This is a genomic window from Vulcanisaeta moutnovskia 768-28 (assembly GCF_000190315.1).
In the GTDB taxonomy this organism is placed as follows: domain Archaea; phylum Thermoproteota; class Thermoprotei; order Thermoproteales; family Thermocladiaceae; genus Vulcanisaeta; species Vulcanisaeta moutnovskia.
The window spans coordinates 1,034,482-1,048,095 of record NC_015151.1; the positions used below are offsets into that span (position 1 = coordinate 1,034,482).

At 42.6% G+C, this 13,614-nt stretch carries 15 protein-coding genes; 10 read left to right on the plus strand and 5 right to left on the minus strand.

Features of this window, described 5'->3' with window-relative positions:
- The first annotated feature begins 33 nt into the window (after positions 1-33).
- The 8 genes from VMUT_RS05495 to VMUT_RS05530 are packed head-to-tail and all read left to right on the plus strand — an operon-like array spanning position 34 to position 8,061.
- Complete coding sequence (locus VMUT_RS05495; RefSeq protein WP_013604429.1) at positions 34-747, plus strand: nucleoside/nucleotide kinase family protein; 714 nt, start codon at positions 34-36, stop codon at positions 745-747.
- Positions 740-1,897: a glycosyltransferase gene (locus VMUT_RS05500; protein ID WP_013604430.1), complete on the plus strand. Its 1,158-nt coding sequence runs from the start codon at positions 740-742 to the stop codon at positions 1,895-1,897. Before VMUT_RS05495 ends, VMUT_RS05500 begins: the two co-directional genes overlap by 8 nt.
- Complete coding sequence (locus tag VMUT_RS05505; RefSeq protein WP_013604431.1) at positions 1,897-2,904, plus strand: glycosyltransferase family 4 protein; 1,008 nt, start codon at positions 1,897-1,899, stop codon at positions 2,902-2,904. The genes VMUT_RS05500 and VMUT_RS05505 overlap by 1 nt, the downstream gene beginning before the upstream one ends.
- Entirely contained in the window at positions 2,905-4,038 is a 1,134-nt protein-coding gene (locus tag VMUT_RS05510) for a glycosyltransferase (protein ID WP_013604432.1), read from the plus strand.
- A 34-nt stretch (positions 4,039-4,072) separates the two neighbouring features.
- Positions 4,073-5,458 carry a sulfatase gene (locus tag VMUT_RS05515; RefSeq protein WP_013604433.1) on the plus strand — a complete coding sequence of 462 codons (1,386 nt, stop codon included), beginning with the start codon at positions 4,073-4,075 and terminating at the stop codon, positions 5,456-5,458.
- Positions 5,455-6,489 carry a glycosyltransferase family 2 protein gene (locus VMUT_RS05520; protein ID WP_013604434.1) on the plus strand — a complete coding sequence of 345 codons (1,035 nt, stop codon included), beginning with the start codon at positions 5,455-5,457 and terminating at the stop codon, positions 6,487-6,489. The genes VMUT_RS05515 and VMUT_RS05520 overlap by 4 nt, the downstream gene beginning before the upstream one ends.
- A gap of 16 nt (positions 6,490-6,505) precedes the next feature.
- Positions 6,506-7,204 carry a polysaccharide deacetylase family protein gene (locus VMUT_RS12245; protein ID WP_013604435.1) on the plus strand — a complete coding sequence of 233 codons (699 nt, stop codon included), beginning with the start codon at positions 6,506-6,508 and terminating at the stop codon, positions 7,202-7,204.
- Positions 7,192-8,061, plus strand: a complete 870-nt coding sequence (locus VMUT_RS05530; protein WP_013604436.1) for a glycosyltransferase family 2 protein — start codon at positions 7,192-7,194, stop codon at positions 8,059-8,061. Before VMUT_RS12245 ends, VMUT_RS05530 begins: the two co-directional genes overlap by 13 nt.
- A gap of 51 nt (positions 8,062-8,112) precedes the next feature.
- Here VMUT_RS05530 and VMUT_RS05535 read toward each other — a convergent pair whose 3' ends face one another.
- On the minus strand, positions 8,113-8,481 hold the full coding sequence (locus VMUT_RS05535; RefSeq protein ID WP_013604437.1) for a pepsin/retropepsin-like aspartic protease family protein: 369 nt from the start codon (positions 8,479-8,481) through the stop codon (positions 8,113-8,115).
- Between the two features lie 191 nt (positions 8,482-8,672).
- On the opposite strand from VMUT_RS05535, the gene VMUT_RS05540 reads away from it, so the two are divergent.
- Both VMUT_RS05540 and VMUT_RS05545 read left to right on the plus strand, forming a co-directional pair.
- Positions 8,673-9,575, plus strand: a complete 903-nt coding sequence (locus VMUT_RS05540; protein ID WP_013604438.1) for a phosphoadenosine phosphosulfate reductase family protein — start codon at positions 8,673-8,675, stop codon at positions 9,573-9,575.
- A 2-nt stretch (positions 9,576-9,577) separates the two neighbouring features.
- Positions 9,578-10,864 (plus strand): sulfatase-like hydrolase/transferase, encoded by a 1,287-nt coding sequence (locus VMUT_RS05545; protein ID WP_013604439.1) that lies wholly within the window; start codon positions 9,578-9,580, stop codon positions 10,862-10,864.
- A 17-nt stretch (positions 10,865-10,881) separates the two neighbouring features.
- On the opposite strand, the gene VMUT_RS05550 is transcribed toward VMUT_RS05545, so the two are convergent.
- The 4 genes from VMUT_RS05550 to VMUT_RS12940 all read right to left on the minus strand — a co-directional run bounded on the left by VMUT_RS05550 (position 10,882) and on the right by VMUT_RS12940 (position 13,600).
- Complete coding sequence (locus tag VMUT_RS05550) at positions 10,882-11,442, minus strand: PaREP1 family protein (RefSeq protein WP_013604440.1); 561 nt, start codon at positions 11,440-11,442, stop codon at positions 10,882-10,884.
- Between the two features lies 1 nt (position 11,443).
- Positions 11,444-11,680 carry a hypothetical protein gene (locus tag VMUT_RS12650; RefSeq protein ID WP_148224677.1) on the minus strand — a complete coding sequence of 79 codons (237 nt, stop codon included), beginning with the start codon at positions 11,678-11,680 and terminating at the stop codon, positions 11,444-11,446.
- Positions 11,681-11,710: 30 nt separating this feature from the next.
- Positions 11,711-11,842, minus strand: a complete 132-nt coding sequence (locus tag VMUT_RS13205) for a hypothetical protein (protein ID WP_013604441.1) — start codon at positions 11,840-11,842, stop codon at positions 11,711-11,713.
- A gap of 117 nt (positions 11,843-11,959) precedes the next feature.
- Complete coding sequence (locus VMUT_RS12940) at positions 11,960-13,600, minus strand: carbamoyltransferase C-terminal domain-containing protein (RefSeq protein ID WP_083805476.1); 1,641 nt, start codon at positions 13,598-13,600, stop codon at positions 11,960-11,962.
- Positions 13,601-13,614 lie beyond the last annotated feature (14 nt).

Here is a 13,614-nt window from a genome sequence, read left to right on the forward strand (position 1 = left end):
GAGGACGTTAATAATAAGTCGCCGTTCTAAACAATGCCTAAGTTAATATATCTAGTCGGACCTGAAGGTGCCGGTAAATCCTCTAATGCTAGGTTAATCAAGTATTACCTTACTAAGTATTATGGTAGATGCGTTGCTGTTCCTAAACCTGGTGGTGAAATTAGAAGCAGGAACCTATTTGTTGATGTGCTTGCCAGGTTCTTAATGAGGGTTGGTAGAGTTGAGTATGACTATAGGCCTGAGGGTAAGCTCATGCGTAAGGTGGATAGCGTCCTAATGAGTAGGATACATGGATTATGGATATTCATAGAACTTCTCGGCTTTCTAACTGCCTACTTTGTTAAGGTAATTGCCGTACAGCTTTTCGGCTGTGACGTCGTGCTTACTAGGTTCATAATTGATTTCTTAACAGACATGTTCCTACTAAGTAGGCGCGCTGGTAAATCATTTAGGTTGGTCAGTACATTAACGTATGTATTCTTAAGGCCGATGTTCGGTGTTGACTTAATAATTTACTTAGATGCTGATTATTCAGTATTAAGGAAGCGCTATTATATTGCTAAGCGTGATATGATAGAGCCTCCGTGGAGGATCGCCAGGATACGAGTAATTAGTAGAGCGTTATTTAATATGATTAGTAAATATTACGATGATTTGATGTACATAGACACAACGGATAAGAGGTTGTCCCAAGTCTTTAATATAGTCTTCAGTAGGGTAAAGGGTTTATACGAGGATCATGGATAAAATCGTAATACTCGGCTGTAATGGAGGGACAGATATAGCATACGGTGGTGGTGCTTATGTGGTTACTGCAATGGCTAAGTGCTTATCTGAGAATGGGTTTGAAGTGCATTTAGTATCTACAATAGGCCTTGACCCACATGAACTAGTATCTGTGCACAATATATCATTTGGCAACAACGTATACACGCATTACCTATTCAAGTACAGCAGAAGTACTAAGATACCCTATATTATTGCCCTAAGATTACTCTCCAGACTTAAGAAACTGCTAAACTCATTAAATCCAACACTCGTAATTTATAACGATGATTACCTACTAAGTATTGACCGTGAACTACGTAGGAATAAAGTTCCGAGAATACTCTATGCGCACTTTCCGTATATAACAAGGCGAAGGCTTGGTTTAGGTTTCACGTACAGGACGACGGAGTGGACATTAACTGAGGCCACAATTAATTATATTAGTATTGATAATATGTTTGGCGATCTAAGGGATATTGATTATTTAATAACGAATTCGGAGGGTTTAAATAACGTAATTAGGGTTGTTCATAACATTAATAATATAACCACTTTAAGACCGCCACTCATACAAATAACTGGCAATACCAGACGTAAGTTAAGACCCATATTCCTGCATGCAGCAAGGCAGGATAAGACGTTCCTTCAGAACGAACTCACAAACTTCATGACAATAATCAATGAGAAGGTTCCAAACTCATTGTTTATAATTAATAGAAACAAGTCTCGGGCATTATTTAAGTTAAGTATTGGTAATGCGAGGATTATTGCGACTCAATGGATACCCAATGATTTATGGTATAAGGTGTTAAATGCAACAAAGTATTACCTGCACTTTAAGTGGTTTGAGGGTCTTGGAATAGCCACGGCTGAGGCTGTAATGAATGGTGCAATACCGATTGCGTATAGGTCCTCGTTTAATGGTAGTTGGACTGATATTGCTAGGCTTTGTGATAGGGATTGTGGATTTAGTAGTGTTGATGAGGCCGTGGAGCATGTACTCGATTTCGAGAGTGATGATACTAAATTCAGTAGAGTTAGTAATTACCTAGTTAGTGAGCTTTCTAGGGTTATGAACTATGATTACTTCTGTAAGTCCCTAACTTCAATAATTAATAAATTCATATAATGAGGATATTAACGAACACAACCAAGATTGGGAAGCTACTCTCTAACTATGCAGAGGTTGAGGTTTTGAAGGTTAGGACTTTACGTGACCTAATAAGTAAAGTTGACATCAATAGCTACGACCTAATTTACTTCGCCAAGTACACACCACCGCTTCTAGATCTAGGCTTAATCAATCAATCCAGAACCAAGGGTAAACTAATGATTGGCATGCATGTACCTGTAAAAATCGACCACATAAATAGGCCACATCACATAATCTATAATCTGCTAATGCCTATGCAAACGACGTATTATTTAAGGATGTTGGGCGCTTATCTCCATGTCCTTAATAAGGATGATGAGGAATATCTTAGGAACAGAGTACATAGTAGGTTTAATAGTAGGGTTATATACGCACCATTGTTTACCGACACCAGTATATTTAAGCCTGGAAATAAGTATGGTACATTTACATTATTATATTCTGCAAGGGCGTCCTGGCAGAAGGGTACGGATATTGCTGTCAAAATAATTAAGAGGTTGATCATGGAGTTGAGGGATAATATTGAGATTAAGATTGTTGCATACGGTCCATTAACACACCTATACAACAAACTTAGGAAGTTCAGAAATATTGAAATACTTAATTACTTACCACTTGACGAATTTTCCAGCGTATTGTCAAAATCCCACGTGCTTCTATTCACGAGCAGGTACGAGTCCTTCGCACAGCTACCCCTAGACTCCTTAGCGTCAGGTACTCCTGTAGTTTCATTTAATGTGAGGGGGTTTGTTAAGGATTACGTTATTAAAGACAAAGTCCTGGGTAAGTACATAGTTGATTTTAATGATGTTGATAATATCGTAGATAGGGTGATCGAACTCGCCAAGTATTGGTATAATAACGAAAATTATTACCACGAGTTAGTTAAATACTCAAGGCAGTTTACTGAGAGGTTCTCTATCGAGAACATATCTAAGATCTACCTTGACGTATTCACTAATATCATTAATAACGCCACCTGAATGCGAAGGGATATTGAATTACTTGTAATAGGGCCTTCGGCAACAACCACCACTGGTTCATTACTTAGGCCATACAATATTTGGTATACACTTAAGGGATTAAGTACCATGAATGTTAGGTATTTACCAATTACATACCCCATCGAGGTCCTCTTAAACATTAGATCGATAATTAGGAGCAACATAATTATTATTAGTGGTGTATCACCATGGATCTCAGCGATGATCCTAATCGTCAGTAGATTGCTTGGTAAGTGCGTGATACTTGATGTACATGGATCCCCATATTATGAGCACATAATGAGTGGGCGTGTAAGGATTATACGTGAACTCCTTCTTTACGTAAATGAGTATATCTCGTATAGATTGAGTACCAATATTATAGTTGCCTCGAGGGGTCTTATCGGCATTTTGCACAAGTACTTCAGGGTAAGACTTAACAAGAGACTGTACGTATTGCCGAATTCGATTAGTTACCTATTCATTAAAATCATTAAGCCATTGATGGGCATTGATAGGAGGCTTTTATGGAATGTATTGTTAAAGCCAAAGTTGAATGTGGATATAGATAATAATGATACCAAGATAGTGATATCACCCCTTCCTGATGTATTTATTGGTAATTTAATAGCCTATGATACACTCATGAATATGATAAGAGAGTTACGTAGTAATAACATCAGGATAATAATAACAGGTATAAGGAAGGGGTTAGAACGTATTGATAATCTTATAATCAATGTTGGTTATTTACCATACATTGATTATATAACGCTTCTCCTAAATGCCCAGGCAATATTACTACCCTATCCAAACAATTCCGTATGCGGTGGTGTTAGGAATAAGGTTCTTGAGGCTGGTTATTGTGGCGTGCCATTAATATCGACCAAGAATGGCGTGCTTCACTTAGACGCTAAGGGATGGATCCACTACATACCTCTTGAGGAAGTTCAACTAGGTAATTTATTAATTAATATTGATACTGATGCCATAAAGTCGATTAGTGAAAACATGAGAATGCTTATCCTAGAGAAGTACTTACCGAACTACTTTTCACGTAATTTACTTACCATTCTTAGAGAAATCCTAAGACGTAGGTTTAGAAAGCTACTATATAAATTGGGGAATTATTAGCTTAAAATTTATGCAATAAAAGAGCGGTGATGATGTGAATTACCCAAACATAGTCCTTATAGTGATTGATACATTAAGGAAGGACGTACTGAGCATATACGGCGGGCCTGTACGTGCAGGAAGCCTTGAGTGGCTTGGTAAGGAGGGCGTGGTGTTTCCAAACCCTGTGGCGCCTGCTCCCTGGTCATTACCATCCCACACATCCATGTTTACTGGGAAATACCCTAGGGATCATGGTGTTCATGAGACGTACGATCTCAAGGAGTATAGTCTCAAACAACTCATGGCTAAGGTGCCGTTTAAGACCTTACCTGAGAAATTAAGGGAGTTGGGTTACAACACCGTTGGTATATCGGCCAATGACTGGATAGCACCTGGGACCGGCTTTGAGAGAGGGTTTGATGTCTTCCTGCATGTGCATGCCTTTGATCCTGTAAGACCAATATTTAACGAAATAAATAGGATAATTAGGAAGCTGAGAAGCCTGGGCATACTCGAGAGGGGGGTCCAGGACCCGTTTATTGCGGCTAAGGAGTTAATTAAGAAGAGCAGTTTCAGAGAACTTGTAAGGTTGGTTAAACTATATATTAAGGCCTATGGTATTGTCAGGGCATTGGGGTATCCTGAGGATAAGGGTGGTAATGAGATAATTAGGCTTATTGAGAATCTATCGTTGAGGGAACCGTTTTTCCTATTCATAAATTTCATGGAGGTTCACCAACCATACAAGACTGATGCGCCGAAATTAACCCTAGCGATGTATAGTCCATTAATATTTCCCGACCTATTTGGCTATAAGAAAATACCTAGTGAGACCATGGAGAGGATTAGGAGGGATTATCAAAACGAGGTTAGAATTGTGGATAAGTACATATGGAGGATAATTGGTTATTTAAAAACGAGGAATTTATACGATAATACATTGATAATCGTGGTTGGGGATCACGGTCAGGAGCTTAAGGAGAGGGGTTATTATGGCCATGCTATTTATCTACATAACGAGATAATCGAGGTGCCCTTCGTGGTTAAGTTACCTAGGGGTAGGAAGTTCATGCCTAAGGACGGCTATCAAAGCCTAACTAAGATACCTGATCTGATAATGAATGCTATTGAGGGTAATTATGAAGATGTCGTGACTAGGGATCTAGCCTTCTCGGAGGCTTATGGTATAACTCATGACTTAAAGCTCGTGCTGGGTAAGTACATGGGCAGACCTGACTTTAATGAGAAGAGGAGGGTTATTGATTGTGAGAGGAAGGCTGTTTATTATAGGGGTTACAAGCTTGTGATTAACACCACGCTTAATACTATAGAGGAGTTTTCGCATAATGGCCGTGAATTGAATACAGACAATAATGGGGATATCGTTAAGGAGTTACAAGAGTTGATTGAATCGTTTAGGAGAGGTGAGGTTGAGTGAGTGATTTACCAAGGGTCTGTGTTGCCATATCGACGTACTTCACGGGGGAGGTTATATACGAGGTTCTCAGATCGATAGCGAATCTTGATTATCCCAGGGATAAGATTACCGTCAATGTGATAATCGCCAAGGATGATCATTCCACATATGAATATGTACTTAATGCATCCAAGGACTTCAATATTAATGTAAATACCTACATTGTGAATGCGCCAAATGTTGATGTGGAGAGGAATGCGGGAATCAGGAGCTGTAGTGATGCACCGTACATACTGTTGATGGATGATGATGCAGTACTTCATCCCAATACTATAAAGAAGGCACTCTCGCACTTTAGTGACAATGGGGTTTGTGCCGTTGTTTTCCCAACCGTTGGTGAATGCAAGAGTTTAGTTGAAAGACTGCATAGTTGTAGGTATTTGAGAGGTATTTTTTATGGTGTAAATACCACCATGCCCGTCACAATGCTTAGGAGAGATGCGCTTGATAGAGTTGGTCTTTTTCGTGAGGATATGGGTCCACCATACTCAATACATGAGGATTGGGAGATGGGTTCTAGGATTAGGAAGAGTGGGTGTGAGGTTGTGGCTGATGGCGAGTTAATACTTAGGGATTTGGGAGATCAAACGCTGAGGAAGAGGAGGACAGCCCACATTAATGATAGACCTGCGAGGAGGAGTATACTAGGCGTCTTTACCGGTTATGTTAGGTCCTATGTAAATAGGAATTGGTGGAGTATGCTTCAAGTATTTAAATCAAGTCCTACGGATCAATTACTGGAGTATACTTTTTATCTCATTAATCCTGTGTTTTTCATTCTATTACTAACAATCAACTGGCCGTGGGGAGTTGCATATCTAGGCGTCGTATTGATTGGTACGGTTCTGGAAAACTTAGTTAAGGGTTACTATAGGGTGTTTTCGGTTAGGTATAGGATTCTTTACCCGTTATTAATGCTGGGCATAAGAACATTAAGAACTTACTTCTTCTTAATTGGACTTTTGGTAAACGCTTTTAAACGGAAAAGGTAGGTCTTTTTATAGTCAGATGATTAGAAGATTGTTTGTATCATTAACCTTCGATGATGGATTTCTCAGTCACGTGATAATAGCTAGGGAACTAGTTAAGCATGGCATTTACTCGACATTCTTCATAGCACCTTATTTTAAAGGCAGGGATTTTTTGTCAAATAAATTGAACTCTCTAAATGTAATCTCTAAATTAGGTCATGAAATAGGTTCGCATGGGTTAACACATAGATTCCTAACCGCATTATCCCCTGGTGATATTGAGTATGAGGTTAGGATGTCAAAGGCGATTATTGAAGATATAATTGGAAGGAAGGTTTATGGTTTTGCTTATCCGTTTGATGCTTTTAATAATCAGGCAGTGGCTATTGTTATGAGGCATTATGATTATGCACGAAGAGGTTTCAATCCAAGTGACTTATTTAACATGAATGTATTATTAAATGGATATTTAATAAGCAGATACTTGATTAATTCCATTAATCCGTTATTATCTATAAGACGATTTATACGTATTTTAAAACTTAGAATCTCGTATAATAATCATCGACGTGATTTTAATGGTGATATCGGTTGGTTAGTATTTACGTTTCATAATGAGCCAATAGAGGAAATACTCCATTTAGTATCAATTATTAAGCGATTAGGTGGTTTACTAGGTATTAGGGTTGAGTTTAAGCCCATGTGTAATGTTTTCTTTGGGGAATGCCTAGAGTAGTTGTTGTGATGCCGGCGTTTAATGAGGAGAAATTTATCGGCAAAAGCCTAGGTTCAATCATTAGTCAGAGTGTTAGGCCGTATTTGGTGATTGTTTGTGATAATGGTAGTACCGATAACACGCCCAGCATAGCCCGTAAGGTCCTTAGTAAGTCCGGCATTGACTATAGTATTGTTAATGTACGTAGGCACCCAGAGTTTGGTAAGTTCAACATAAACGTAGTTTATCACAGGTGCGCTCTCGAGTCCTTGAGAGAGGTCTCTGATTTCGTGGCAACAATAGAGGCTGACACGATACTTAAGCACGATTATTTCGAAAAGGTAATACGGGCTTTAAATAATGATGAGGGACTCGGTATAGCCTCTGGTCGTATAATTGCATTTAGTGGATATGAGATTGTTGTCGACTCATTCCCACTGCCTGGGAGCTACGTTGGTTTACCTGGATCTGCCAGGGTTTATAGGTATGGTTGTTGGCGTGAGCTTAATACGAAGTTCGGCATGCTACGCCTTCCTGCCTGGGATACAGACCATGTCGCCCTAGCTGTGGCATTGGGTTGGAGGGTCGCTAAGATACACGATGCCATTGCCTACACTAGACCTGATAGACCGTTTAGGGGCTTTTATAGAGGCGTTGTTGATGCAATGCATGGCTTACCGTATTGGTGGGCCACGTATAAGGCATTCACTAAGAGAGACCCTAATTATTTAATTGGCTATTTGAAGTGTAGATTAACTAACTGTGGTAATCATGTACCGCCCATACTAAAGGCCTTGTATGGGGAATCTGCCAAAAACGTGTTTTTAAAGATATTATCCTTACCTCCCAAAATGCTCTTCCGCCTTAACAATGCCTAGGTCTATTAAGGCTAGTTTAAGAAGCCGTGATTTATTTAAGAACGATGCGCTTTAAAGAAGGTACGGTTCAGCCCTCTCTAATCTACCCGTTTTGGATCCAACCCTGAACTCAAACTTCTCAAGTGCCGTCACACCTAGTAGTGCGTCTACATTTGTGGGTAGCTTGAGGTTCGGCCATACTTCAACATCCCCGTAGGTTACGGAATCTTTCACCTTAATCTCGCCACCACCATACTTGACTTTAACAATACTACCGTCAGGTAGTCTCCCAACTCTCTCATACTTAAACTCCATGCCAAGCCCCTGAGCCTTCTCAGGGGTGGTGATAATGTCTCCATAGAAGCCAGTATCAACAAGAACCCTTAACCCAACCCCACCACCAGGCCCACGAACCTCCGCATCAACAACTACAGAACCCACAGCGCACACCAAGTATTTTTAACTACCAGAAGTATTTTTAATGCTTGATCCTAAATTTTAGTTTAATATGTTATGTATCGAAGTTTATAGTATGTTGAAGTTTTAAAGAATAATTTTTCTTATTTCTTAGGTATCTCAAATAATGGAGAGTAATACTCTAAAATAAATATACACAGTGAGTTAGGGTCTATATGTTATTAATTTCAGGGCAACTGGCGCAGAGAATACTGGAGGAAAGCGAGGCTATGGGTCTTGATCCACAGCAATACTTAGCTATACTCCTTAATAAGGGTACTCCGCAGCGGAGACTTGACTTATTACCGCTGAAGTATAAGATAGCCATAGCAGAGGTAGTCACTGAGGCCGCCTTGACTACCTTTAAGAAAGTGGTTGTTGTTTGGAGTGGTGGTAAGGATAGTACAGTTGTGCTGCACCTTGCTAAGACTGTTGCTGATAGGGTTGGTAAGGCGTTTGATGTAGTTTTCATAGACCACTACATGCATTTTGACGAAACCTTAGAGTTTATCGAGAAGGTTGCTAAGGAATGGGGCCTTAGGCTGTTCGTTAAGGGTAATGAGAGGCTTAAAGGCTTTAAGTACGGTGACGTGGTTAAAGTCGACCAACTTGACCAGAGGGATCGTGATGAGCTCCTCAGGATAGGCTATGCAAAGCCTGAGTTCACCTTCAGCCTAAATAACATAGCTGCAAACCACCTACTGAAGACTGTGCCCCTGAACGAATTCATTAGTGATGGTCATTACGATGGGGTATTCGTTGGTATTAGGTGGGATGAGAATCCTGCTAGGGCTGGCGAAGTGTTCTTCAGTAGGCGTGAGAAGCCACTACACATTAGGGTTCATCCCATTCTTCCATTTACCGAGAGGGATGTTTGGGACTACACATTGAGTAATAAGCTACCGATAAACCCACTGTACTATAGGGGTTTTAGGAGTATTGATGATAAGTACGAGACTAAGCCGACTGGTGATAGGCCTGCCTGGGAGCAGGATTTGGAGGGTAGTCCTGAACGCGCTGGTAGGGCTCAGGATAAGGAGGGCATAATGGAGTTACTTAGGCGTTACGGGTATATGTGATCATGAAGAGACCGAACATAATAATACTAGTCATTGATACGTTAAGGGAGGACCACAGTCAAGGGCTTAACAGGCTCAGCGAGCTTGGCTTTGTGAAATATGAGAATGCCATTGCACCAGCGCCATGGACACTACCAAGCCACGTAAGCCTAATTACAGGATTGTACCCAAGCCAACATGGAATTCATGAGGGTTTTAGTAGGACTAATGAGGATTTGATGCACATAGCCACCGCAGGCATGAGTAGGTTAAGCTACGGTTTGTTGGGCGAGTTGAGGGATTACGAATACACAACCCATATAATCACCGCAAACCCGTACCTAAGCACGAAATTCGGGTTTAAGGCATACGAGAATGTGGTAGTACCTGGAAGGTTCTACTCAGAGAAGCACCTGGCCCTTTATAGGGAGTGGGTTGGGAAGTATGGCCGTAATAGGTATGTGATGTTTAGGGATTTCGTTAAGAATGGCAGGTACGTGGATGCCATCCTCGGCATTATCTATAGTTCAATGAATGTCATAGAGGTATTGGCGCATAGGTTAGGGGTTCATGATTTGAGTATGGAGAAGGGTTCGAGATTGATAACGAGGATTATTGAGAAACGTAGGTTTATGGAGCCATTCTTACTATTAATAAATATAATGGAGGCTCATAGCCCGTACCTACCTGATGACCTAGGCGATGTGAAGTATAATAATGCTATCAGTAGGTGGATTATTGATGAGTATGTTAATGACCCAATAATTGAGAGACTTAGGATTAGTTACCCAAGGCATTCATCCCTTGCCGTTGAGAGGGCCATAGGTATAGTACATGCATTAAGACCCTACCTCGACAATTCACTGATCATTGTGACCTCTGACCACGGTGAACTGCTCGGTGATGGTGGTTTGGGACATGGCTACTTCCTCAAGGATGGGTTACTCAGGGTGCCGTTATGGATTAGGTGGCCGAGTGGTGTCAAACCGCCTAAGCAAGCTGGCCACTACGTCAGCTTAACCCAAATACCCAGTATAATCAATAACGTAATTAATGGTGATGAGGTGAGGGTGGGGAGCAACTTAGCCTTATCAGAGAGCTTTGGGGCACCGCCATACATGGATTACAGTAAAGCAACGCATGAGCAGTTACGTAAGATATTCTCCCACAGGGTTAGGGTCTACACTAGGGGATGCATATTCACGTACAACGTGAGCATGGAGATAATCGAGGAAGGCAATTGCGAAGAAGGCACGGCAAAGGAAATAATCAAGAACTTTATATCGTTAAGACCCCAACCAACCACGTGAGGTTTGGTTCACTGGGTTTAGCCCTGCTTACCTTTGGGTTCTTCCTTAAGTGCCCTCAAAGCGTTCTCTATCTCGTCGCTCCATTTTATCCTCGTCCTCAGTTCCTCTATGCGTCTTATTAGTTCGTTTATGAGGAGTCTTATGTCGTAGGCTGCCTCCTCCCTGCCTCTGTACTTGCTCAACGCCATGTCTGGGTCCGGCCCGTTGTATTGGTAGTCGTGGAGATCCAGCGCTGTGCTCGTCCATGCCGATAACCCATCGTAACCTATTTCCTCAAGCATTTGTGACAATGCCTTCATCCTACTTGTCGGTACTCTAGGCACGGCCCTTTCCCTGAGCCACCTCCTCTCTTCGTCAGTCTTTGCGATTTGCATTAATTTATCGAGCTCAAGCCTCAATAAGGCAGCCAACAAAGCACGCCAGGACTGAAAGGCCTTACCCGCGGCATTCCTAACAAGACCATCCTTTAGAAACCTAATCGCCAGTGAGGCCTCGACCAAGGACTCAAGAAGCCACGCATTCACGTAATCCTCCGTCGACGGCTTCGGCAACGGATTCTCAAGGGTTTCTGTATCCACGCTATGGTGTTTCGCCTAGCCTACTTAAATACCTTGGCATTAGGCAGGCGCTCATGCGCATGATGACCCATGGCTCGACGTGCTGGGAGACTGATCTACTTGTTGGGTGGTTAGTGATTGGGTGTTGGTGGTTTTGTTCCATTATTACTCCGCATATTATGTCGGTGTCTAAGCTTGGTTCTTTCCAGGGCTTCCTGTCCATGCTCACGGCTATGATTAGTACCTCAGTGGTAAACATGATGGTTCGGGTCCTGGCGTGAGTACCGCATTACTGCCTAGATGCTTCCAACGCCCTCCTAACGGCATCCCTATGCAGCGGCGACTGCCAGGCCACGTACCTACCTATCCCAAGCTCTAAATCCCTCTCTGGCGGTGGTTCGTCTATCCACAGCTGTTCCATCCTCCTGGGTAGGAAGTATAGGATTAGGTTTCTGCTTATTAACTCGTTGGTGAGTTCCTCGGGTGCATTAAACCATAGGTAATCCGGGTCATTAACGGCCTCCCCGAGATGACCATGCTACCTCCTAATAAAGTTATACGTTAGGTTCTTCCTAGTGATTAGGTCGTTAATGACGGCCTCCGTATCCCAATTAGCCTTGTATAGCATTTCCAAGATCCTTGGGTTTCCCCCGGTTAACCTCCAGGCCTCCTCAAAGTCCGGCTTACCGCCCGGTATTTGCTCATAGAGCTGCCTGAATCCCTCCTTACCTATGTTCCACATCGGCCTTAAGTTAGCCCACTCGTGCCTACCTATTTCGCGTAGGCTCATTACCTCGCTCGTGGCTGCTATGGTTACGACTCTCTCATAGGGCCTTGGTGGATGTTCAAGGATTCCTAACATCCCCTTCACATAAATCGCTGCTCTATCAATGCCAATGGCCTGGAACACATCGTCAACTATTATCGCAATCCTCCCACGACCAAGGCTTATCGCCTCCCTCGCAACATCGATTACTGACCAAACAACACCACCCCAAGACAACTGCGACGTGGCCTCCCTAACCAGGCTGATTAACTTATCCCTAAGACTTTGTACGCCGATTTCCACCGTGAACTCCTTCTCGACTGGGTTGATGTAAATTACGTCGAAGCCACCCAGCGCGAAGGATTTTAGGGCGTCGCTCGGTGTCTCTACTAGTGGTTCTCCTGCTAGGTTGAAGCTCGTGTTTAGGATTATTCCCTCGCCGGTCAGGTCCTTGAATGCCTTGATTAGTTCGTACCATGTTGGGTTCTCGTCCTTAGCAACAGTCTGTGGTCTTGCAGTCCCATCAACGTGGTACACAGCAGGCACAACCTCGCCCATACCCTCCCTAAATTTGAACATTAGTATCATGAACTGATGAGGCACTGGGTCTATGAAGTACTTACCAGCGTCCTCAACAAGTAGCGAAGGAGCCAACGGCCTCCACCACTCCCTACCCTTAATATCATTCACCAACCTCCACATCTCCCTACGCCTAGGATCAGCCACAATTGAGCGGTTACCAAGGGCCCTAGGACCCAACTCTGCACGGCCCTGGTACCAAGCAATCACATTGCCCTTGGCAATGAGTTCGGCAACCTCATTGACATCATCACCAATGTACCTAGCCTCAAACCTACTACGCTCGACAATCTTCTTTATTTCATCGTCAGAGTACTCAGGACCGAGGTAGACAGTCCTTAACCTTTGATTCCTCATCTTCCCACCAAGCACGTGCTCGTACACGTACGCGGCAGCACCAACAGTTGTACCAGCATCATTGGCTGCCGGGAAAATGAACATTTCATTGAATAGTTTAGCATAGTGAATTGCCATGTTGGCCTTGGCATTGAGAGCCACACCACCGGCAAGAGCCAACCTATCCTCACCAGTGTGCTCCCTAGCCCACTCGGCAAGCCGGAGCATAGCCTCCTCAGTAACAGCCTGAACGGCCCAAGCTAAATCAACGGCATCCCTATTCAAATCGCCACGGGGATTCCAGGGAACACGGCCAGGAAAGAGGGAGTTAGCAATGACTCGATAAGGCCTCATGTAGGTTGCATCATCACCCTTAACAACCCTTGGTCTAGAACCATCAACACTTATGTAATACGGGTAATCCTTATCATCAAACCTGAAGTAAGACCTCAACTTCTCATAATACCTGCTTTTTTGGCCATAGGGTGCAAGACCCATGACCTTACCAGGGC

Coding starts and splice junctions, on each gene's coding strand:
- VMUT_RS05495 (WP_013604429.1), top strand. CDS start 34: ATGCCTAAGTTAATATATCTAGTCGGACCTGAAGGTGCCGGTAAATCC.
- VMUT_RS05500 (WP_013604430.1), top strand. CDS start 740: ATGGATAAAATCGTAATACTCGGCTGTAATGGAGGGACAGATATAGCA.
- VMUT_RS05505 (WP_013604431.1), top strand. CDS start 1,897: ATGAGGATATTAACGAACACAACCAAGATTGGGAAGCTACTCTCTAAC.
- VMUT_RS05510 (WP_013604432.1), top strand. CDS start 2,905: ATGCGAAGGGATATTGAATTACTTGTAATAGGGCCTTCGGCAACAACC.
- VMUT_RS12245 (WP_013604435.1), top strand. CDS start 6,506: ATGATTAGAAGATTGTTTGTATCATTAACCTTCGATGATGGATTTCTC.
- VMUT_RS05530 (WP_013604436.1), top strand. CDS start 7,192: ATGCCTAGAGTAGTTGTTGTGATGCCGGCGTTTAATGAGGAGAAATTT.
- VMUT_RS05540 (WP_013604438.1), top strand. CDS start 8,673: ATGTTATTAATTTCAGGGCAACTGGCGCAGAGAATACTGGAGGAAAGC.
- VMUT_RS05545 (WP_013604439.1), top strand. CDS start 9,578: ATGAAGAGACCGAACATAATAATACTAGTCATTGATACGTTAAGGGAG.
- VMUT_RS12650 (WP_148224677.1), bottom strand. CDS start 11,680: ATGTTTACCACTGAGGTACTAATCATAGCCGTGAGCATGGACAGGAAG.
- VMUT_RS13205 (WP_013604441.1), bottom strand. CDS start 11,842: ATGGAACAGCTGTGGATAGACGAACCACCGCCAGAGAGGGATTTAGAG.
- VMUT_RS12940 (WP_083805476.1), bottom strand. CDS start 13,600: ATGGGTCTTGCACCCTATGGCCAAAAAAGCAGGTATTATGAGAAGTTG.